The sequence below is a fragment of the Noviherbaspirillum cavernae genome (assembly GCF_003590875.1).
In the GTDB taxonomy this organism is placed as follows: Bacteria; Pseudomonadota; Gammaproteobacteria; order Burkholderiales; family Burkholderiaceae_D; genus Noviherbaspirillum; species Noviherbaspirillum cavernae.
Window position 1 is genome coordinate 663472 of sequence record NZ_QYUN01000002.1, and the last position, 21327, is coordinate 684798.

The 21327-nt window shown below is 60.6% G+C and carries 25 protein-coding genes; 8 read left to right on the top strand and 17 right to left on the bottom strand.

Annotated elements, in window-relative coordinates:
- Positions 1–118: 118 nt before the first annotated feature.
- From D3870_RS03195 to D3870_RS03225, 7 genes are all read left to right on the top strand, one after another.
- Positions 119–634, top strand: coding sequence for a DUF1269 domain-containing protein (locus D3870_RS03195; protein WP_119736610.1), 516 nt, complete (start codon positions 119–121; stop codon positions 632–634).
- Between the two features lie 221 nt (positions 635–855).
- Entirely contained in the window at positions 856–1356 is a 501-nt protein-coding gene (locus tag D3870_RS03200) for a hypothetical protein (RefSeq protein ID WP_119736612.1), read from the top strand.
- 172 nt (positions 1357–1528) lie between these two features.
- Complete coding sequence (locus tag D3870_RS03205; protein WP_119736613.1) at positions 1529–2695, top strand: cytochrome c oxidase subunit II; 1167 nt, start codon at positions 1529–1531, stop codon at positions 2693–2695.
- Between the two features lie 24 nt (positions 2696–2719).
- Positions 2720–4483 (top strand): cytochrome c oxidase subunit I, encoded by a 1764-nt coding sequence (locus D3870_RS03210; RefSeq protein ID WP_119736615.1) that lies wholly within the window; start codon positions 2720–2722, stop codon positions 4481–4483.
- Positions 4480–5166 carry a cytochrome c oxidase subunit 3 gene (locus D3870_RS03215; RefSeq protein WP_242489846.1) on the top strand — a complete coding sequence of 229 codons (687 nt, stop codon included), beginning with the start codon at positions 4480–4482 and terminating at the stop codon, positions 5164–5166. The genes D3870_RS03210 and D3870_RS03215 overlap by 4 nt, the downstream gene beginning before the upstream one ends.
- 16 nt (positions 5167–5182) lie before the next feature.
- Entirely contained in the window at positions 5183–5875 is a 693-nt protein-coding gene (locus D3870_RS03220) for a heme-copper oxidase subunit III family protein (RefSeq protein ID WP_119736617.1), read from the top strand.
- Between the two features lie 7 nt (positions 5876–5882).
- The gene (locus D3870_RS03225) at positions 5883–6197 is read left to right on the top strand and encodes a cytochrome C oxidase subunit IV family protein (RefSeq protein ID WP_119741601.1); all 315 of its coding nucleotides are present in this window, start codon (positions 5883–5885) and stop codon (positions 6195–6197) included.
- 177 nt (positions 6198–6374) lie between these two features.
- Here D3870_RS03225 and D3870_RS03230 read toward each other — a convergent pair whose 3' ends face one another.
- Both D3870_RS03230 and D3870_RS03235 read right to left on the bottom strand, forming a co-directional pair.
- Positions 6375–6665, bottom strand: coding sequence for a hypothetical protein (locus tag D3870_RS03230; protein ID WP_119736619.1), 291 nt, complete (start codon positions 6663–6665; stop codon positions 6375–6377).
- Between the two features lie 132 nt (positions 6666–6797).
- Positions 6798–8276, bottom strand: coding sequence for an NAD-dependent succinate-semialdehyde dehydrogenase (locus tag D3870_RS03235; protein ID WP_119736620.1), 1479 nt, complete (start codon positions 8274–8276; stop codon positions 6798–6800).
- A gap of 127 nt (positions 8277–8403) precedes the next feature.
- Between D3870_RS03235 and D3870_RS03240 the strand changes: the two genes are divergently transcribed.
- Positions 8404–8856 (top strand): carboxymuconolactone decarboxylase family protein, encoded by a 453-nt coding sequence (locus tag D3870_RS03240; protein ID WP_119736622.1) that lies wholly within the window; start codon positions 8404–8406, stop codon positions 8854–8856.
- A gap of 1 nt (position 8857) precedes the next feature.
- On the opposite strand, the gene D3870_RS03245 is transcribed toward D3870_RS03240, so the two are convergent.
- From D3870_RS03245 to dapB, 15 genes are all read right to left on the bottom strand, one after another.
- The gene (locus D3870_RS03245; protein WP_119736624.1) at positions 8858–9565 is read right to left on the bottom strand and encodes a helix-turn-helix transcriptional regulator; all 708 of its coding nucleotides are present in this window, start codon (positions 9563–9565) and stop codon (positions 8858–8860) included.
- Positions 9565–9684 carry a TfoX/Sxy family DNA transformation protein gene (locus tag D3870_RS03250; RefSeq protein WP_119736626.1) on the bottom strand — a complete coding sequence of 40 codons (120 nt, stop codon included), beginning with the start codon at positions 9682–9684 and terminating at the stop codon, positions 9565–9567. Before D3870_RS03250 ends, D3870_RS03245 begins: the two co-directional genes overlap by 1 nt.
- A 47-nt stretch (positions 9685–9731) precedes the next feature.
- The gene (locus tag D3870_RS03255) at positions 9732–10100 is read right to left on the bottom strand and encodes a VOC family protein (RefSeq protein ID WP_119741612.1); all 369 of its coding nucleotides are present in this window, start codon (positions 10098–10100) and stop codon (positions 9732–9734) included.
- 97 nt (positions 10101–10197) lie between these two features.
- Positions 10198–11403: a THUMP domain-containing class I SAM-dependent RNA methyltransferase gene (locus tag D3870_RS03260; protein ID WP_199710493.1), complete on the bottom strand. Its 1206-nt coding sequence runs from the start codon at positions 11401–11403 to the stop codon at positions 10198–10200.
- A 104-nt stretch (positions 11404–11507) separates the two neighbouring features.
- Complete coding sequence (locus tag D3870_RS03265; RefSeq protein ID WP_119736628.1) at positions 11508–12110, bottom strand: 2-hydroxychromene-2-carboxylate isomerase; 603 nt, start codon at positions 12108–12110, stop codon at positions 11508–11510.
- Positions 12111–12130: 20 nt separating this feature from the next.
- Complete coding sequence (locus tag D3870_RS03270) at positions 12131–12553, bottom strand: CopD family protein (protein ID WP_119736629.1); 423 nt, start codon at positions 12551–12553, stop codon at positions 12131–12133.
- A gap of 119 nt (positions 12554–12672) precedes the next feature.
- Positions 12673–13938 carry a glutamate-5-semialdehyde dehydrogenase gene (locus tag D3870_RS03275; protein WP_422879661.1) on the bottom strand — a complete coding sequence of 422 codons (1266 nt, stop codon included), beginning with the start codon at positions 13936–13938 and terminating at the stop codon, positions 12673–12675.
- An 89-nt stretch (positions 13939–14027) separates the two neighbouring features.
- Positions 14028–15041, bottom strand: coding sequence for a DNA polymerase III subunit delta (gene holA, locus D3870_RS03280; protein WP_119736633.1), 1014 nt, complete (start codon positions 15039–15041; stop codon positions 14028–14030).
- A 12-nt stretch (positions 15042–15053) separates the two neighbouring features.
- Positions 15054–15554 (bottom strand): LPS-assembly lipoprotein LptE, encoded by a 501-nt coding sequence (locus tag D3870_RS03285; RefSeq protein ID WP_119736635.1) that lies wholly within the window; start codon positions 15552–15554, stop codon positions 15054–15056.
- A gap of 14 nt (positions 15555–15568) precedes the next feature.
- On the bottom strand, positions 15569–18217 hold the full coding sequence (gene leuS, locus D3870_RS03290; protein ID WP_119736637.1) for a leucine--tRNA ligase: 2649 nt from the start codon (positions 18215–18217) through the stop codon (positions 15569–15571).
- 94 nt (positions 18218–18311) lie between these two features.
- On the bottom strand, positions 18312–18638 hold the full coding sequence (locus tag D3870_RS03295) for a barstar family protein (RefSeq protein WP_119736639.1): 327 nt from the start codon (positions 18636–18638) through the stop codon (positions 18312–18314).
- 4 nt (positions 18639–18642) lie between these two features.
- Positions 18643–19074 (bottom strand): ExbD/TolR family protein, encoded by a 432-nt coding sequence (locus D3870_RS03300; protein WP_119736641.1) that lies wholly within the window; start codon positions 19072–19074, stop codon positions 18643–18645.
- A gap of 14 nt (positions 19075–19088) precedes the next feature.
- A complete protein-coding gene (locus D3870_RS03305; protein WP_119736642.1) occupies positions 19089–19766 on the bottom strand; it encodes a MotA/TolQ/ExbB proton channel family protein in 678 nt (225 codons plus the stop codon).
- Positions 19767–19785: 19 nt separating this feature from the next.
- Entirely contained in the window at positions 19786–20463 is a 678-nt protein-coding gene (locus D3870_RS03310; protein WP_158590365.1) for an energy transducer TonB, read from the bottom strand.
- Between the two features lie 56 nt (positions 20464–20519).
- Positions 20520–21326: a 4-hydroxy-tetrahydrodipicolinate reductase gene (gene dapB / locus D3870_RS03315; protein ID WP_119736646.1), complete on the bottom strand. Its 807-nt coding sequence runs from the start codon at positions 21324–21326 to the stop codon at positions 20520–20522.
- Position 21327 lies beyond the last annotated feature (1 nt).

Genomic DNA, 21327 nt, shown 5'->3' on the forward strand with positions numbered 1-21327 from the left:
TGCTTTTGATGCTGTGCAAAGTTTTCATTGAATGTCTGCGCGCATCTTTTGTCAAAGATTGAAAGCAGGATAAAACTGCATATACTGAATCGTGATTGCCCAGTCACAGGAGTTGCTCATGAGGCATCGACTCTACTATTTGCTTCCCGATCTGCAGAGCGCCAGGCGGTCGCTGGACGATATGCTGTTGAACAGGATCGAGCAAAGACATCTGCATTTTCTGACCAACGGTGCACCGCTTCCGCATGACATGCCGGAAGCCAACTTTCTGCAAAAGACCGACATCGTGCATGGCGCCGGCAACGGCATGATCGCCGGCGGGTTGCTCGGCATGCTGATCGGTGCAATCGTCGTCTTCTATTTCGACATACCGGCCAAATCGTCCGAGGCGGCGGTCGTCGTGCTGATCGCGTTCGGCGGTCTTGTGTTCGGTGGCTGGGCCGCAAGCATGGTGGCGGCCGCGATCCCGAATACGCGGCTCAACGCGTTCTATCCGGAGATCGAGAAGGGCAAGATACTGTTGATTGCGGACGTGCCGGCGCGGCGCGTCGATGAGATCGAACGAATGATGGCGCAGCGTCATCCGGAAATTCGATTCAGCGGCGAGGAACCGCATATTCCGGTTTTTCCGTGAACAGTTGACAATCGACAATCCGGTTCCGCATTCACGCATTCAAGAATTGATGTCGGCGTTGCGGCATTCGGATTGAAACCATAAGAGCGTCTAACAAAATGAAGCGAAGCGGTTCTGAGTAGGCGCGCCGCCGCAGACAGTACGACCTGTACGGCAAGGCGGCGCAACACCCTCAGAATCATTTTGTTAGACGCTCTAAGCGTATTCTGCGGGAGGTCGCCATGGAACTTCGTGTGCGTTCGAATCGCCTTGAGACCGGCCGGCCAGACTGGCTTGCCGGCGCCGTGGCCGGGTTTGTCGCCGGCGCGATCCTGATGGTGCTCGAGCTGCTATGGTCCGCCACCGAGATCGGGGGAAATCCCTGGATCACTACCCACAAGATCGCCGCCATCGCGATGGGCCAGGATGCCTTGCGTTCGATGACTGAATTCAACGTCGGCATCGTGTCCGTTGCACTCGTCATTCATTACATCCTGGGAATCTTCTCCGGCCTCGTCGTGGCCGCGATCATCACCGGCTTTCACCTTGACGACAATCTGAGCATGGTGCTGCTGGTCGGTGCGGTGCTCGGCGTCGTCATCTACGTAATCAACTTCTACGTGATGGTGACGTACTACCCATGGTTTGCCGACCTGCGCGGTTCGGCGACGATGCTGGCTCACATGATTTTCGGCATGGCTGCGGCGGCCATGTATTGGTACCTGGGCAGGATCGAGCGCTAGCAAAACGCCGCGCGCTGACAATTACGCTGCGCCGATACCGGACGGTGCGGCCACGGTGGACGGATGGCCAACGCCTTCCGTCCGCTTTCGCATGATGGCCCGCGTGGCAGTGCGGCATGCAGGACGTCGAGATTCGCTTCTGCGGCTTGCGCGTGCAAGCAAGGGGACTGGTATGGCGATGGCTGTTGCGCTTGTCGTTGTCGTTCTCGGCTCGGTGCTGTTCCACTTTCTCAGTCCGTGGCAGGCGACGCCGCTTGCATCGAACTGGCAGCAGATGGACGATACGCTGACGATCACGCTGATTATCACCGGCATCTTCTTCGTCCTCATCAACCTGTTCGTGGTCTACACGCTGGTGCGCTATCGCCATCGCGCCGGCAAGCACGTCGGCCATCGCGCGGCATACGAACCCGACAATCGCAAACTGGAGCGCTGGCTGATCGGCATCACGACGGTCGGCATCATGGCGCTGCTCGCGCCGGGACTGTTCGTCTATGCGGAATACATCAATGCGCCGCGCGATGCGATCGAGCTCGAAGTGCTGGGGCAGCAATGGCAATGGCGCTTTCGCTTCCCGGGCGCGGACGGCAAGCTGGGGGCGAGCGATGCGCGCTTCTTCAGCGCCGACAATCCCTTCGGGCTCGATCCCGACGATCCCGCCGGTCATGACAATGTGCTCGTCAATGGCAATGAAGTGCATCTGCCGCTGAACAAACCGGTCAGGATACTGCTGCGGTCGCACGATGTGCTGCACGATTTCTACGTGCCGCAATTCCGCGCCCGCATGAACATGGTGCCGGGCATGGTGACGTCGTTCTGGTTCACGCCGACCAAGCCCGGCCGTTATGAAATCATGTGCGCGCAATTGTGCGGCGTCGGCCACTCCAACATGCGCGGCATCGTCGTGGTGGAGGATCAGGCGACGTTTTCGGCATGGCTGAAGGAGCAGCCGACCTTCGCCATGGCGAAGGCGAAACCGGGAACCGGCGGCACCACTGCCGGCGCGCTGCCGGCCGATACCACGCAGGCAAAGGGCAAGATGCTGGCGCAAACCAAGGGTTGCATCGCCTGCCACTCGATCGATGGCAGCCCGGGCGTCGGACCGACCTGGAAAGGGATGTCCGGCAAGCCCGGAACGATGGCCGACGGTTCCAGCGTGATGGCCGACAACGCGTACCTGAAGAAGGCGATCCGCGACCCGCAGGCGCAAGTCGTCAAGGGCTACCAGCCGATCATGCCGAAGGTGGAGCTGACCGACGATGAACTGGCCGCGCTGGTGGCCTACATCGAATCCCTTTCCGGAGGGACGCCGCCGCCCGTGCAAAAGACGCAGCGATGAGACGCAGCAATCAGGAGGAAAGACATGGATCACGCCGAACACGCAAGGGACGATGGGCATCATGCGCCGCAATCGTTCTGGACCAAATACGTCTGGAGCCAGGATCACAAGGTGATCGCGGTGCAGTATGCGACGGTCGCGATCCTCGTCGGCCTGGTCGGCGTCGCGCTGTCGAATCTGATGCGGCTGCAGCTCGGTTTTCCCGGCCGCTTTCCGTCCATCGACGCGGCGCATTACTACCAGTTCATGACCATGCACGGCATGATCATGGTGATCTATCTGCTGACCGCGCTGTTCCTCGGCGGTTTCGGCAACTACCTGATTCCGTTGATGGTCGGCGCGCGCGACATGGTGTTCCCGTATCTCAACATGCTGAGCTTCTGGGTCTATCTGCTGTCGGTGCTGGTGCTGATGGCGAGCTTCTTCGTGCCGGGCGGACCCACCGGCGCGGGCTGGACGTTGTATCCGCCGCAGGCGATCCTGGCGGGAACGCCGGGCCATGAGTGGGGCATCATCCTGATGCTGGTGTCGCTGGTGATCTTCATCGTCGCCGCGACCATGGGCGGCTTGAACTACGTCACCACCGTGTTGCAGGCGCGCACCGAAGGCATGACGCTGTTGCGCATCCCGCTCACGGTGTGGGGAATTTTCGTCGCCACCATCCTCGCGCTGCTGGCCTTTCCGGCGCTGTTCGTCAGCGGCGTGATGATGCTGCTCGACAAGACGCTCGGCACCAGCTTCTTCATGCCCGCGCTGGTGTCGATGGGGCAGGTGACGGATTACAAGGGTGGAAGTCCGCTGCTGTTCCAGCACCTGTTCTGGTTCTTCGGCCATCCGGAGGTCTACATCGTCGCGCTGCCGGCCTTCGGCATCGTGTCCGATCTGATCAGCGTGCATGCGCGCAAGAGCATCTTCGGCTACCGCATGATGGTGTGGGCGATTCTCGCCATCGGCATACTGTCGGTGGTGGTGTGGGCGCATCACATGTTCGTGTCGGGCATGAATCCGTATTTCGGTTTCTTCTTCGCGACCACCACACTGATCATTGCCGTGCCCACCGCGATCAAGGTCTACAACTGGCTGCTGACGCTGTGGCGCGGCGACATCCATCTATCGGTGCCGATGCTGTTCGCGCTGGCCTTCATCTGCACCTTCGCCATCGGCGGCCTGACCGGATTGTTCCTCGGCAATGTGAGTGTGGACATTCCCTTGTCCAATACCTATTTCGTCGTCGCGCATTTCCACATGGTGATGGGCGTCGCGCCGATCCTCGTGGTGTTCGGCGGTCTCTATCACTGGTATCCCAAGGTGACCGGCCGCATGCTGAACGACACGCTGGGCAAGCTGCATTTCTGGATTACCTTCCTCGGCACCTATGCGATCTTCTTTCCCATGCACTACCTCGGCATCCTCGGCATGCCGCGCCGCTACTATTCCTTCGATCAGTACGAATTCATCCCGCCTTCTGCGCATGCGCTCAATACCTTCATCACCGTGGTCGCGCTGATCGTCGCCACGGCACAACTCGTGTTCGTCTTCAATCTGGTATGGAGCGCGTTTCGCGGCAGGCGCGCCGACGGCAATCCGTGGCGCGCGGCATCGCTGGAATGGCAGACCCCCGATACGCCGCCGGTGCATGGCAATTGGGGGCCGCATCTGCCCATCGTCTATCGCTGGGCGTATGCGTACAGCGTTCCCGGTGCGCCGGAGGATTTCATCGCGCAGAATGCGCCGCCCGAAGCCGGCGGCGCGGAACCCGAGCCGCACGGCAAGGAGGCATTGGCATGACTGGCATCAATGCGGCAACCACCATCCTGAAAGACACGCGGCGCGACCGCGAAGGCCCGGGCGAGCCGGGGCCTTCGCATGCCGCCGGTTCGAACCGCAATCATCGCGGCTCGCCTTCCGGCGTCGCCTTGTGGTTCTTCATCGGCGTCGCGACCACCTTGTTCGCGCTTTTCATCCTGTCGTACGCGATGCGCATGGATGCCGCCGACTGGTCTCCGATCGCGATGCCGTGGCAGCTGTGGCTCAGTACCGCACTGCTGGTGGCAGGCAGCGTGACGCTGCAGCAGGCGAGTTCGGCGGCGCGTGACGCGCGCTGGCAGCGCGCGCATTTTCTGGTGCTGACAGGCGGCATCTGCGCGCTTGCCTTCCTCTGCGTGCAGCTGTGGGCGTGGCAGGCGCTGCTGGCCAATCGTGTCATGCCGGTCGGCAATCCTGCGGGCAGCTTCTTCTACCTGCTGACGGCGATGCACGGCCTGCACGTGATCGGTGGCCTGGCAGGATGGGCGATCACCGTCCATCACATGCCGCGCAGTGCCGTGCCGCATGATCCGGTACGAACCGCCAGCACCATCGCGCTGTGCGCGCGCTACTGGCATTTTCTGCTGGCGGTATGGGTGGTGCTGTTCGCCACGCTGGGCTGGCTCACGCCGGAAATCGTGCGCGCCATCTGCGGCACGCGCTGACAACCACGGAGGACCCATGAGCGCGCTACTGTCTCCATCGCCGGAAACATCGAAACCATCGTTCGGCGGCCTGCGCGGACTGGTGGCCGACTGGTCGTCCGATCAGCAAGCCTTCCAGGTATCGTGGGGCAAGGCGATGATGTGGATTTTCCTGCTCTCCGATACCTTCGTCTTCAGCAGCTTCCTGATCGGCTACATGACGGTGCGCATCGCCACCACCGCGCCTTGGCCCAATCCGAGCGAAGTGTTTGCGCTCCACGTCGGTGGCGTCGAAGTGCCGCTGCTCCTGATCGCGATCATGACCTTCGTGTTGATCACCAGCAGCGGCACGATGGCGATGGCGGTCAACTTCGCCTACCGGCGCGACCGCATGAAGACGGCGCTGTTGATGCTTGCCACCGCCTTTCTGGGGGCCGCCTTCGTCGGCATGCAGGCTTTCGAATGGACCAAGCTGATCGTCGAAGGCGTGCGGCCGTGGGGCAACCCGATGGGCGCGGCGCAGTTCGGTTCCGCCTTTTTCATGATCACCGGCTTCCACGGTCTGCATGTGTCCGCCGGCGTGATCTATCTGCTCGTCGTGGCGCTGCGCGTATTGCGCGGCCGTTACGAAAAGAGCGGCAACTATCAGATCGTGGAAATTGCCGGGCTCTACTGGCACTTCGTCGATCTGGTCTGGGTATTCATCTTTGCGCTGTTCTATCTCTGGTGAGGTGGCCATGACTTCCCACAGCGGACAACAACATCCGATCAGCCTGTACCTCAAGATCTGGGGGCTGCTGTTCGTTCTCAGCACGCTGTCGTATCTGGTGGATTACTTTCAATTCCAGGGTTATCTGAGATGGAGCCTGATCATCCTCTTCATGCTGCTGAAGGCAGGGCTCATCGTGGCCATCTTCATGCACATGGCATGGGAGAGACTGTCGCTGGTGTATGCGATCCTCGTGCCGCCCCTGTGCCTGCTGGTACTGGTGATATTGATGGCGGCCGAGGCGGATTACACCTTTGCCTTGCGGCAGATGTTTTTCCGGTGAGCGATTGCGGCGCGACTGGCGAATGCTGAACAGTCGCAAGCAATTCCGTCATTCCGAATGCAGTGAGGAATCTCGAACAAGGGCATGGCTGCCGTCGTTGCAGATTCCCATTGCGCCGGGAATGACGCGCTAAACGGACGCGTTCCCCGATACAAATCCGGAAACTGCCGTGATGCGTCATATCCGGCAAAAGACATCGATGACCACCTTGTCGTCCCGCTTGTATTCCGGGCGCGGGACAAAAGGTGTTTCGGTCAGATGAACGAGAACCGCATCCTTGATCTTGAGCAATTTCCACCCCGCGCGTTCGCCGCTCTCGCTGCCACCGGCCAGTTGATAACAGCGCACGACTTCGTCGCCGTTTTTATCCTCTCCATGGATATGCGGCTCGACGATGCGGGAATAGCCGTGATAGCGCAGTTCAAGGACGCGCTTCTCTTCAATCGCCTTGCAGATCGTTGCGTTCATTTGAGGCCACGGGTTTCTGTCGATAGTCGTACGACTGCCAAAGGCACATGGCGTTCATGCGTGCGTTGAACCCGAAAGAAAAAAGCCGCCGGATTGCCCGGCGGCTTTTCATTGGTGATGTCCGATCGGCGATCAAATGCCGCCCATGCACAGATATTTCATTTCCAGATATTCATCGATACCGTACTTCGACCCTTCGCGTCCCAGACCGGATTGCTTGACACCACCGAACGGCGCGACTTCATTCGAGATGAGGCCAGTGTTGATACCGACCATGCCGTATTCCAGCTTTTCAGCCACGCGCCAGACGCGGCCGATGTCGCGCGAGTAGAAATAGCTCGCCAGTCCGAATTCGGTATCGTTGGCCGCGGCCACCACTTCCTCTTCCGTCCGGAATTTAGCGACTGCCGCCACCGGCCCGAAGGTTTCCTCGCGCATGATCTTCATGTCGCCGGTGACGTTAGCCAATACAGTCGGCTCGTAGAAACGGCCGCCGAGCGTGTGCGCCTTGCCGCCGGCAAGCACCTTCGCGCCTTTTGCCACGGCATCGGAGACATGGTCCTCAACCTTGGCGACGGCTTGCTCGTCGATCAATGGTCCCTGCAGCACGCCTTTTTCGAAACCGTTCCCCACCTGGATTCTTGCCGCGCCCGCCGCCAGTTTCGCGACGAAGGCGTCGTAAATCGATTCATGAACATAGAAGCGGTTGGTGCAGACGCAGGTCTGGCCGGCGTTGCGATACTTCGATGCCAGCGCGCCTTCGACCGCGGCGTCGAGATCGGCATCCTCGAACACGATGAAGGGCGCATGGCCGCCGAGTTCCAGCGCCAGCTTCTTCACGGTCGGCGCGGATTGCTGCATCAGGATGCGGCCGACCGGCGTCGATCCGGTGAAGGAGAGATGGCGCACGACCGGACTGTCGCACAGCACCTTGCCGACTTCGATCGAGCGTTCCGAATCGGCGGTGACGATGTTGATCACGCCAGCCGGCAAGCCGGCGCGATGCGCCAGCTCCGCGAGGGCCAGGGCCGACAGCGGCGTTTGCTCGGCCGGCTTGATGACGATGGTGCAGCCCGCAGCAATCGCCGGCGCAACCTTGCGCGTGATCATCGCAATCGGGAAGTTCCATGGCGTAATTGCGGCACATACGCCAATCGCCTGGCGGATGACAACCATGCGCTTGTCGGACCAGGTCGACGACATCACATCGCCCGACACGCGCTTGGCTTCCTCTGCAAACCATTCAATGAAGCTCGCGCCGTACACGACTTCGCCCTTGGCTTCCACCAGGGGCTTGCCTTGCTCCGCGGTCATCAATGCCGCCAGATCGTCGGCATGGGCAATCATCAGGTCGAACCATTTGCGCAGGACGGTGGCGCGTTCCTTGCCCGTCTTCGCGGACCAGGCAGGGAAGGCGGCATTCGCCGCATCGATGGCGCTTTGCGTTTCAGCCGCGCCAAGGTTGGGCACGGAGGCGATGGTCACTCCATCGGCCGGATTGGTCACATCGAATGCATTCGTGCCGCTGATCCATGCGCCGTTCAGATATGCCTGATTGCGCAGCAATGCGGAGTCGTTGAGTTTGGGAAGCCCTTTGACTGCCTGCAGCATGATTCATCTCCTGTGATGGCTTTTGTAAAGAGACAAGAATAGCGCAATCCTGCACGATATGCTGTCGGGGCAGGGAGGCGACAAGCGCCGTACCATATCGAATTTGCGACCCGAAAGGAGCTGCTGCATGGAAAAGAGAGTCAACCTGGGCAAGGCTGCACCGGAGCTGTACCAGACCGTCATCACCCTCGACCGGCAAGCCGGCGAATACGCTGCGTCGGCCGGGATTGCCGATGGATTTGTGCACCTGCTGCGACTGCGCGCATCGCAGCTGAACCAATGCGCGTATTGCGTCAGGCTCCATACGCGCGATGCGCTCGCCAGCGGCGAATCCAGCGACCGCATCAGCGTCCTGCCCGCATGGCGCGAGACACAGTATTTCGATGAAAAGGAGCAGGCAGCCCTTGCGCTTTGCGAAGCGGTAACGATGATTGCGGACGGGCAGGTACCGGACTCGGTCTATGCGCAAGCTGCTGCGGCGCTGTCGAACGAGGAAATCGCGGCGGTCGAATGGCTCTGTGTCGTGATCAACGCCTGGAACCGGATTGCCATTCCCAGCCGGTATCCGGTGAAAGCCTGATTCAGGCCTTGCCGCCGTTGCGCGAGCCGCTGTTTTCCCGCTGCATCGCGCGCACGAAATCGGCCAGCCGCCTGCCTTCCTGAGCGGGATACACTTCTCCGACATCGAGGGTCTGAACACGGTCCAGCCGGAAGTTGCGGAAATTGCCGCGCATTTCACACCACGCGGCAATCGACCAGCCGCCGCCCCAGAAATACAGCGCCAGCGGCCACACGACGCGGCGCGAACCTCGGCCCTGCGCATCGACATAATCCAGCTGCAGTTTGCGGTGCTCGCCCGCCGCCTGCCGGATCGTTTCCAGACGTTCGCCGTGTTTCGGATCGATGTGAAAGGCGGGGGCAAACAACGGCGTTGCCTCGACAAAATCGCGTTTCTCCTTCGGCAGCGCGAGCGTGATCTTGGCTAGTGCGGCGGCGCTGGAGGCAGCCAGTTGCGGCCCACCCCAGGCCTGCACCATGCGCATGCCGATCACCAGTGCATCGATTTCGTTGGAAGAAAACATGAGCGGTTGCAAATCGAATCCGGCCTTGATGCGATAGCCGACGCCCGCTTCGCCTTCCACCGGCACGCCGGACAGCGACAGGTCGCGGATGTCACGGTAAATCGTGCGTTCGGAAACCGAGAGCCAGTCGGCCAGTTGCCTGGCGGTAGTCAGGCGTCGACCGCGCAGGTACTGGGCGATCTGGAACAGGCGGTCGGCGCGGCGCATCAGATACGCACTCCGCGTGTCGCGAGCTCTTCGAGCGTGCGGATGCCGATGGCACGAAGCATGGCTTCGGACTTCGGCCCGAGATTGCGCAGGTCGGACAGGCGTTGTGCATTCATCATTGCATTCTGGCAAATGTGCGCAGCGCCGTCCAGCGCATCCCGGTATCTCAGTTCTGGGCGTGCAGCGCCAGTCGGTTACCTTCGGTGTCGATGAAATTCGCAATGAAGCCGAGGTTGCGCGGCAGTTCCATTTTCTCCATCGCGATATGGCCGCCCGCCGGTTCGATGCGCGCCAGGATGGCATCGAGCGATCCGGTGGCATCAAGATAGAGCACCGGGCCGTGCGCGCTCGGCGCGAAATGCTCGCCATGAATCACGCAGCCGACGCTATCTTCGTCCAGCGTGGTAAAGATGCCCATCCGGGGGCCGCCGGTTTCTTCGATTTTCAGCTTGCAGTCGAAGATCGATTCGTAGAACGACACGGCACGGGAAAAGTCGCGGGAAGGGATTTCGAACCAGTTGATTTTTGTCTGCATGATGCGCTCCTGTACGTTGAAATGCCACATGGCATGGGACGTATCATGCGGGAGGGCTCCTGACAGCGTTGTGTCAGGAGCCTTGCGCTCCGTTCGCTCAGTCGGCTTTCGGCTTGGCTTCTTCGCGGCGATTGAACCCGGCCACCATGTCGAAGCGGAACAGCCGGCATTCCAGCGCGCCGTTGAAGAACGGCGTCTTGCGCGACTCCTTCAGGCGCAAGAGTTTCGGCACGCCGAGGTCGGCGGTGAACAGGAACACCTGCCAGCCTGCAAAACGCTGCTTCAATGTCTTGCTGAACGCGCTGTAAAACGCTGCGGTCATCTCATCGGCTTCCTGCGTGCTGTCGCCACGCACGCCGATGCGCTCGCCGTAGGGCGGGTTGGTGAGGATGATGCCAGGTGTCTCTGCGGGCGGTTTCACTTCCTGCGCCTCGATCTGCTTCAATGGCACGTCAAACATGACACCCGCATTGCGCAGGTTGTGGCGCGCCATGGTGATCATGTCGCCGGAAATGTCGCTGCCGAAGATCGTGGGCGTGGTCGGAATCGGATTGGGTTTGAAGCTGCCCTTGATCGCCTGCCACTCGGCGGAGTCGAAATCATTGAATTTTTCAAACGCAAAATTGCGCCGCGCGCCCGGCGGAACACCCGCCACGATCTGTGCCGCCTCGGCAAGAATGGTGCCGGAGCCGCACATCGGATCGAACAGCGTCATGCCCGGCTTCCATCCCGCCACGCGCAACAATCCCGCCGCGAGATTTTCGCGCAGCGGCGCGTCGCCCGTCTCCATCCGCCAGCCGCGCTTGAACAGCGCCTCGCCGGAGGTGTCCAGATACAGGGTGAAGGTGCGGGCATCGAGGAAGCCGACGATGCGCATGTCCGGTGTTTTTGTATTGACTGAAGGCCGTTCCGAATACTGATCACGGAAACGGTCGCAGACCGCATCCTTGATCTTGAGCGTCGTGAATTCCAGGCTCTTCAACGGCGACTTCACGGCGGTGACATCGACGCGGATAGTGTGCTTGAGGCTGAACCAGTCTTCCCACGGCTGCGCGAGCGCGAGGTCGTAGATGTCGTTCTCGTTGACGTAGCTGCCATGCGCAATGCGCAGCAGCACGCGCGAGGCGATGCGCGAATGCAGGTTGATGCGATACGCATCGGTCAATGCACCGGAGCAATGCACGCCGCCCGGTACTTGATTGTGAATGTTCAGCGTCCTGCTTTGCTGCGCGATTTCGCCCAGTTCTTCCGCCAGCGCGGCTTCCAGACCGCGCGGGCAGGGACAGAAAAATGAATGTGACATGGAGAACCCTTTATCCGTGGTAAATCAATCTGATCGTTATTTCGGCATGCGCCGAAGCGATACACAGTCGTAGCGTGGGCACGCAATGCCCACGCGGTAATCGTCTATTTTGCGAAAGCCCGCTCGACAAAATCCAATCTATCCTGGCCCCAGAAGCTTTCGCCATCCACGACGTACCAGGGAGAGCCGAAGACATTCGCCGCAATGGCTTCGTCGGTAAAGCGGTCGTACTCGCTCTGCACGCTCGTCGTCTCGGCGGATTTCAGCAGCATCCTGCCGTCATGACCGCACGCGAGTCCGATGGCGGCCAGCGTATCCGCGTCGGCGATGTTTTTCTCCTCCGCCCACAAGGCGCGCATGACTGCGCCTGTGAGCGCCAGGGCCGCGTCTGTGCCATGCGCAAGCTTTGTCGCAATGATGAACTTCGCGGCGGGTTCGGCCGGCACGGGGAAATGCTTCGGCTGCAGATTGAGTGGCATGCCGAGGTGTTCACTCCAGCGCTTCAACTCGACCAGCCGGTATGCCTGTCTCTGCGGCGCGCGCCTGGCCAGCGGCAAGCCGCCGGACACGGTAAAGACCCTGGAGAGGTCGCAAGGCTTGATCTCGATCTGTACACCATGCTTCGCCGTCAAATCGACGAAGCGCTGATGTCCGAGATACGCCCACGGCGATTGCGGGGCGAAAAAGTATTCACAGGTTTTAGCCATGACGGCTCCGATGGAAATGGTCAGAATGGCTTGACGACCACCAGCACGACGGCACCGAGCAAGCCCAGAACGGGAAATTCATTGAACCAGCGATACCAGGTGTGGCTGCGTGTGTTGCGCCCGCTCTCGAATTTCTTCAGCAACACGCCGCAGCCGTGGTGATAGCCGATCAGCAGCACGACGATCGCCAGCTTCGCATGCAGCCAGCCGTTGCCCGGACCTTTACCGATACCGTAACCGAGCCACAGCCACAGGCCGAACACCAGCGCGGGAATGGCGAGCATGCCCATGAAGCGATACAGCTTGCGCGCCATCAGCAAGAGGCGCGCCGTGGCCGCAGCATCGGTCTCCTGCGCGAGGTTGACGAAGATGCGCGGCAGATAGAACAGACCCGCGAACCATGATGCGACAAAGACGATGTGCAGCGATTTGACCCAGAGCATATGTATCCCGGCAGATGTGTTACTTGCGTACTTCGCCGTGGCGGAGCAGGGGTTTCGCGGAGCAATGCCCCGCGCCTGCGTAACGGTGCAGCCTTGCAAGGCTGCACTCCGTATGCATGTTATTCACGCACTTCTCCATGCCCGAACACGACATACTTCAACGAGGTCAGCCCTTCCAAGCCGACCGGGCCACGCGCATGCAGCTTGTCGTTCGAGATGCCGATCTCGGCACCCAGTCCGTATTCGAAACCGTCGGCGAAACGCGTCGAGGCATTGACCATCACCGACGCGGAATCGACTTCGCGCAGGAAGCGCATGGCGCGGCTGTAGTCTTCGGTCACGATGGCATCGGTATGTTGCGACGAAAAAGCGTTGATGTGGTCGATCGCTTCGGTGACATCCTCGACGATCTTCACGGCGAGGATTGCGGCGAGGTACTCGGTGCGCCAGTCTTCCTCGGTTGCTGCCGCCAGATGCGGATAGCCGGCGAGAATCCTGCGCGCTTCGTCGTCGCCGCGCAGTTCGACTTCCTTCGTACCATACAGCTCGGCCAGCTTTGGCAATACCTGCGGGGCGATGCCGCGCGCCACCAGCAGCGTTTCCATCGTGTTGCAGGTGCCGTAGCGATGGCATTTCGCGTTGAACGCGATCTTCAGCGCCTTTTCGATGTCGGCCTTGTCGTCGATGTACACGTGGCAGATGCCATCGAGGTGCTTGATCATCGGCACTTTCGATTCCTTCATCAGGCGCTCGATCAAGCCCTTGCCGCCGCGCGGCACGATCACGTCCACGTATTGCGGCATGGTGATCAATTCGCCGACGGCGGCGCGATCGGTGGTTTCGACGATCTGCACCGCATCTTCCGGCAGTCCGGCACCGGCAAGGCCTTCCTTCACCAGTTTCGCCAGCGCCTGATTGCAGTGGATCGCCTCCGAACCGCCGCGCAGGATGGTCGAGTTGCCGCTCTTGATGCACAGGCCTGCCGCATCGACCGTCACGTTCGGCCGCGCCTCGTAAATGATGCCGATCACGCCGAGCGGCACGCGCATCTGTCCGACCTGGATGCCGGTCGGACGGTACTTCATATTGGACACTTCGCCAATCGGATCAGGCAGGGACACGATCTGTTCCAGACCTTCGGCCATCGTCGCGATTGCCTTGTCGGAAAGGGTCAAGCGATCCAGCATTGCCGGCGCAAGGCCATTGCCGCGCGCGGTTTCCAGGTCGCGCTGGTTGGCTGCGCGCAGGGTGTCGGCATCGCGCCGGATGGCGACGGCGATCAGCAACAAGGCGCGATTCTTCGCGCCGGTGTCGGCCTTGGCCATGGCGCGCGATGCCTTGCGGGCGCGCTGGCCAACTTCGTTCATGTAGTGCTTGATGTCCATATTCGACATAGGAGTGAGGTGATTCGGTAGGGCAGGTTCCACCCGCCGCGCATGTGTTCATTGACGGGCGGGACTCGCCCTGCTGGCTGCTATCGGGCCACTTTCAGCCCAAGCTGCAGCAACGCATCCCACGCATCGCCGGCAAACGCCTTGGCGCGCAGGCCCTTGACCATCTTATCGATTTGCGCCGCTTCCTGCAGCGCGGCTTCCAGCGTCGACAACTTGAGGCGGCGCAGCGCTGGTTCCATCAGGCGCTCGCGCGGACCCCAGATGCGGTATTCCTTCAGCAACGCGCCTAGCGGGCGACCTTGCGCCGTGCCGGATTTCAGCTTCAGCAAGGTGCGGATTTCCTCCGCCATCGCCCACAGCACCAGCGGCAGCGCCTCGCCTTCGCCCTTCAATCCCTCGATCATGCGCACCAGCCGCGCGACGTCGCCGGTCAGCATCGCCTCGTTCAGCTTGAACACGTCGTAGCGTGCGACATTCAGCACCGCGTCGTGTATCTGCTCGAAGCTCAACTTGCCTTCGGGGTGCAGCAGCGCGAGCTTTTGTATCTCCTGATGCGCCGCCAGCAGATTGCCCTCGACGCGGTCGGCGATGAAGTCGATGGCCTGGCGGTCGGCGCTTTGACGCTGCGCCGCCAGACGCCCACCTATCCACGCCGGCAACTGCGCCCGCTCCACCAGCGGAATGTCGATGTAGACGCCGGCCTGCTGCAGCGTCGCCACCCATGCGCTTTTCTGCGCCTGCCAGTCGAGTTTCGGCAGCGTGATCAGCGTGACATTGTCCGGGCTCAAGGCGTTCGCATATTCCTGCAATGCCTGTCCGCCATCCTTGCCGGGCTTGCCGGTCGGGATGCGCAATTCGATCAGCTTGCGGTCGCCGAACAGAGACTGCGATTGATTGGCTGCGAGCAGTTGGCCCCACTTGAAGCTACGTTCGACGACCAGCACTTCGCGCTCGGAAAGTCCCTGCGTGCGCGCCGCCTTGCGAATGCGATCCGCCGCCTCCAGTGCCAGCAGATGCTCGTCGCTGGTGATCACGTACAGTGGCGCAAGCGTCTTCGCCAGATGTGCGTCGAGAGCGTCGTGCCGCAGTTGCATCGTGATGTTCCGTTACGCCGATTTCAGCGCGGACAGTCGCCGCAGAATCTGCTGCACGAGGTCGGATTGCATTTCGCGGTACAGCATCTGTTCTTCCAGTTCCTTCGCCATCACCTGCGATTCGTTGAAGCTGATGTCGCGCTTGAGCGTGATGTCGGTGGCGGGCATCAATTCCTGCCCCTTGCTGTCTTTCACGCGGAACAGGAACTTGTAGTAGAGCGTGTACTCGCGCACGCGCCCCTGGCTGTTTAGCGAGAGGATGGCCTTTTCCCGCAGCTCCGACAGCACTTCCAGGTTAGCTTCCGCCGCCTTCTGATCAGTCACGATCACGGTATCGCCGCTGGCGCGGATGTAACGCCTCAATTCGCTACCCAAAGGGGAATTGTCCGCCAAACCAATATAGATCGACTTGAACGGCAATTGCGTGCTGCTCGCGCCGCGCAGTTGAAAACCGCATGCCGACAAGGTCAGCACTGCGATCAGGGCGAATGCATAAGCGATGCGAAGTCTCATGGGAGTTTTAGCGGTCAGGCCACGATGTTGATCAGCTTGCCGGGCACGACGATGATTTTCTTCGGCGTGCCTTCGACAAATTTTTTCACGTTTTCATTGGCCAGCGCGGCGGCCTCGATGGCGGCCTTGTCGGCATCCTTCGCTATCTTGACGCTGCCGCGCAGCTTGCCGTTGACTTGCACCATCAGTTCGATTTCGGCCTGCTCCAATGCGGCGGCATCGACCTGCGGCCATGGGGCATCGAGGATGTCGCCATGGGTCTTTGCAAAGCCAAGCTCCTGCCACAGTACGTGGGTGATATGCGGTGCAACCGGATTCAGCACGCGCAGGAAGATCGACAAGCCTTCGGCGATGACTGCATTGGATTCTGCGGAATCATCCAGCTTGGCGGCTTCGAGCGTGTTCAGCATCTTCATGCACGCGGATACGACGGTGTTGTACTGAATGCGCTTGAAGTCGTGGTCGGCTTGTTGCAGGATCTTGTGAATTTCGCGGCGCAGCGCCTTGTGCGTTTCCGGCAGGCCGGCAAAATCCATGGCCGTTGTTGCGGCAACACGCGCCGTCTGTACATGAGCAAAAGCCCATAGACGTCGAAGGAAACGGTTTGCGCCTTCCACGCCGGACCCCGACCATTCCAGCGTCTGTTCCGGCGGCGAGGCGAACATCGTGAACAGGCGCGCGGTATCCGCGCCGTACTGATCGATCTGCGCCTGCGGGTCGATGCCGTTGTTCTTCGACTTCGACATTTTTTCGGTGCCGCCGAGCTCTACCGGCTTGCCGTCCGACTTCAGTATTGCGGATACCGGTCGTCCCTTGTCGTCGAAGGTCAATTCGACATCCGCCGGATTGAACCAGGTCTTCTTGCCGGTGGCATCTTCGCGGAAGTAGGTTTCGTTCAGCACCATGCCTTGCGTCAGCAAGTTGACAAAGGGCTCATCGAATTTGAGCAGGCCGAAGTCGCGCATGACCTTGGTCCAGAAGCGTGCGTAAAGCAAATGCAACACAGCATGCTCAATACCGCCGATGTATTGATCCATCGGCATCCAGTAATCGTTGCGCGCATCGACCATCGCGTCATTGCTGCCCGGCGAGCAATAACGCATGTAGTACCAGGATGAATCGACGAAGGTATCCATCGTGTCGGTTTCACGACGTGCCGGCTTGCCGCATTGCGGGCAGTCGACATGCAGGAACTTCTCGTGCTTGTTGAGCGGGTTGCCGGTGCCGTCCGGCACGCAGTCTTCCGGCAGCACCACCGGCAAATCCTTTTCCGGCACCGGCACGTCGCCGCAAGTGGCACAGTGGATGATCGGGATCGGCGTGCCCCAGTAGCGCTGGCGCGAGATGCCCCAGTCGCGCAGGCGGTAGGTGATCTTCTTTTCGCCGATGCCCTTGGCACCGAGGTCGGCGGCAATCGCATCGACTGCGGCCTGATAGCTCAAGCCATCGTATTCTCCGGAATGGATGCAGCGGCCGTTTTCCTTGTCTGCGTACCATTCCTCCCAGGCATCGGTTGAGTAGGTCTTGCCTTCGACGGCGATGACCTGCTTGATCGGCAGGCTGTATTTTTTCGCAAAGGCGAAATCACGCTCGTCGTGTGCCGGCACGCCCATCACCGCGCCGTCGCCGTAGGTGATCAGCACGTAGTTGCCGACCCAGACTTCAACCTGCTCGCCTGTCAGCGGATGCGTGACGAACAAACCGGTCGGCATGCCTTTCTTTTCCATCGTCGCCATGTCGGCTTCGATCACGCTGCCCTTCTTGCATTCGTCGATGAATGCGGCGAGCGCCGGATTCGACTTGGCGGCGTGCGTGGCCAATGCATGTTCCGGCGCGACCGCGCAGAAGGTCACGCCCATGATCGTGTCGGCACGGGTGGTGAAGACCCACAGCTTGCCGTCGTTGATCGCCTTGCCGGATGCATCCTTGACGTCGTGTGGAAATGCGAAGCGAACGCCGGTCGATTTGCCGATCCAGTTCGACTGCATGATGCGTACACGTTCCGGCCAGCCCGGCAGCTTGTTGTCGACATGGTCAAGCAGTTCTTCCGCATACGACGTGATCTTCGCGTAGTACATCGGAATCTCGCGCTTCTCGATCAGCGCGCCGGAACGCCAGCCGCGACCGTCGATCACCTGCTCGTTGGCGAGCACGGTCTGGTCGATCGGGTCCCAGTTCACGGTGCCGGTCTTCTTGTAGATGATGCCTTTCTCCAGCATCTTCAGGAACATCCACTGGTTCCACTTGTAGTATTCCGGCTTGCAGGCGGTCATCTCGCGCGACCAGTCGATCGCCAAGCCCATCGACTGCATCTGCTGCTTCATGTACTCGATGTTGGAATAGGTCCATTGCGCCGGCGGCACGTTGTTGGCCATCGCCGCGTTTTCGGCGGGCATGCCGAACGCGTCCCAACCCATCGGCATCAGCACGTTGTAGCCGTTCATCCGCAGGTAGCGGTACATCACGTCATTGATCGTGTAATTGCGCACATGGCCCATGTGCAGCTTGCCGGACGGGTAGGGCAGCATCGAGCAGGCGTAGAACTTCGGCTTGCTCTTGCCGTTCTTGTCCTTCGCGTGTTCGACCGCCTTGTAGGCGTCGATGGCTTGCCAGTGGTCTTGCGCCGATTTCTCGACGTCGGCGGGGCTGTATTTTTCTTGCATGACGGATGAAGCGGAATAAGTGGATGTGAACCGAGCATTATACTGGTTCGGCCCGGCGAATAGGACGCGGGCGGGGCGCATTGTCAAGCCGGAATCAGCGCAATACGAGCGACAAAGCCGTTTTTTCGCCGCTATCGGTGTAGCGTTCGTTGACTTCGGCAGTGCATTCTTCCAATGCGCCGAGGATTTCAGGCGCCTCGCGCCGCAAGACCAGCGAGTGGAGCACTTCAATGTGCAACACTTCATCAGCCGCCAGCGAGAATCCGCTCATGCCGTCATCGTCGCGCAGACCGGACAGGCAATCGATCCATGCGCTCATGTTGCGGCCGTAAAAGTCCGGAAAGCCGAATGCGGTCCTGCATTGCCGATGGAATGCATCCCAATCGGTGATCGCCGTACCATCCAACGTAACCGTGGCCATTTTGTTATGGTTTTTGCGGCGGTTCTTTAGCGTCGGTGACGAAACCCATTTTCGTCATCCCGCTGCTCTGTGCCGCCGACATCACCTGTGCAATCACTTCGTAGCGCGTGTTTTTGTCGGCACGCAGCTGCAATTCCGGTTGCGGCTGTTGTTGCGCGGCGGCGGCCAGCTTCGCCCCTAGGTCATTCTGCTGGAGCGGGTCGTTGTTCCAGAAAAGGGCACCTTCCGCGTTGATGGAGAGAGAAATCGTTTCCGGCTTTTCAGGTGCGGCCGCAGATTGCGCATTCGGCAAATCGAGCTTGATCGCATGAGTGAACAGAGGCGCGGTAATAATGAAAATCACCAGCAGCACCAGCATCACGTCCACCATGGGCGTGACGTTGATGTCCGACATCGGGCCCTGCTGCTTGTTGCCGTCGAATCCGCCGAAAGCCATTTTTCACTCCGCAATCATTTGCCGACGCGCGCGCCGGTTGTCAGGTAGGCATGCAGATCGTGCGCAAACGCATCCAGCTCGGCCAGCGTCACGCGATTGACGCGGGTGAAGGCGTTGTATGCGAGCACCGCCGGAATCGCGACCACGAGGCCCAGTGCCGTCATGATCAATGCCTCGCCCACCGGACCGGCCACCTTGTCGATCTGCACCGTGCCGGTGGTCGATACCGCAACCAGCGCATGGTAGATGCCCCACACGGTACCGAACAGGCCGATGAAGGGCGCGGTCGAACCGACCGATGCCAGTATCGTCAGGCCGCTTTCCAGACGCGAGGACACGCGATTGATTTCCTGCCGCAAGGTGCGCGTGATGAGTTCGCCCGGATCCACGGCCGCATTGAGCGAGCCGGCCTGATTGGTGAGATTGGCGGCCTCCGCGCTTTGCGCAGCCAGCGGCGTGTAGACGTCTTCGCTGTCGGCATTCTTCAAGACGGCAATCGCATCGGTCAGGGTCGGTGCTTTCCAGAATCCGTTCAATGCGCCGGCGCTCCGTCGAATGCGCCATGAGCTCCAGGATTTGGAAAAAATGTAATACCAGCTGACGACCGACATCAACAGCAGCGCGTACGCCACCGAGTGCGAAATGGCATCGCCTTGCGCCCAGTAATGAGCAAATCCGAGGGTTTGATTCATGGTGTCAGATGGAAATGAATTAGTTTTCAAGTGTAAACGGAACGGGAACTTGATACCACTCCGCAATCGGCTTGCCATCGCTGGTGGCGGGATTGAAGCGCCAGCCTTGCACGGCGCTCCTTGCCGACTCATCCAGCAGCGGATGGCCGCTGGAAGTCTTGATGTCGACCGCGCCTGCTGTGCCGTCGGGTTTGACGAAAACGCGCAAGATCACTGTGCCTTCTTCCTGGAAACGGCGCGACATGAGCGGATATTGGGGCTTGCGGTTACCGGCGGCATAGCTTGCGGAAATCGAAGGCTCTGTCCTGACCGGCGCAGCGGCAGCGGCAGGGGAGGCGGGGGCAGTGGTGGACGTGCTCGGCGCGTTGTCGATAGCCGGTGCGGATGGTTCCGCCTCGATGGGCGCGCTGGATGTCCTGGACTCGCGTGCGGTGGTTGTGTGCGGCTTGCTGGGAGGTTTTGGCATGGCGGTGCGTTTTGGCTCGCTGCGCCTTGGTTCCGGACGCGCTTGTTCCAGCGGGGGGGAGGGGGCAGTCGGCAACGGTGCGGGCGCGGTACTCTCGTCGATTGTCGAGGGCACCAGCGCGACCGTGATGACCGGCGGCTCGAGCGCAACGCTTTTATGGTTCGCAAATCCGGCCACGACTGCCGCTACCAGCGCCGCATGCAGCAGCAGGGTCGCAGCGATACACGGCAATGAGGAGGCGGTATGCGCGCGAATCATTGAGAAGGGTTGACCGCCTCCTGCAGTGTTTATCGAAGACCGAGCACGTCCTGCATGTCGTACAAACCGGTTTTCCTGTCTTGCAGGAAACGCGCCGCGCGCAGGCTGCCATGTGCATAGGTCACGCGGCTGGCCGATTTGTGCGTAATCTCGATGCGTTCGCCGATGCCGGCAAACAGCACTGTGTGGTCGCCCACGATGTCGCCGCCGCGGATCGTCGCAAATCCGATGGAAGACGGATCGCGTTCGCCGGTGACGCCTTCGCGCGCATAGACCGCGACATCCTTCAGATCGCGGCCAAGCGCATCGGCAATGACTTCACCCATCTTGATCGCGGTGCCGGATGGCGCATCGACCTTGTGGCGATGGTGGGCTTCGATGATTTCGATGTCGTAGCCGTGCGAAAAGCTTTTCGCCGCCATTTCCAGCAGCTTCATCGTCACGTTGACGCCGACGCTCATGTTCGGGGCAAACACGATTGCGGTCTTTTGCGCCGCCGCCGCGATGGCCGCCTTGCCGGCCTCATCGAAGCCGGTGGTGCCGATGATCATCTTGATGCCATGCGCGGCGCAGTATTCGAGATGCGTCAAGGTGCCTTCGGGACGCGTGAAGTCGATCAGGAATTCCGCGTTGGCCAGGCCTTTGGCCAGGTCTGATTCGATAGGCACGCCGGCCGGTTTGCCGAGAAATGCGGCGGCATCGGTGCCAATGCCGGATGTGCCCGCAACGTCGAGCGCGCCGGCCAGAGTGGCATCGTCGGCGTTATGGACGGCTTCGATCAGCATGCGGCCCATGCGGCCGGATGCGCCTGCGATGGCGATTTTCATGGAATTCATG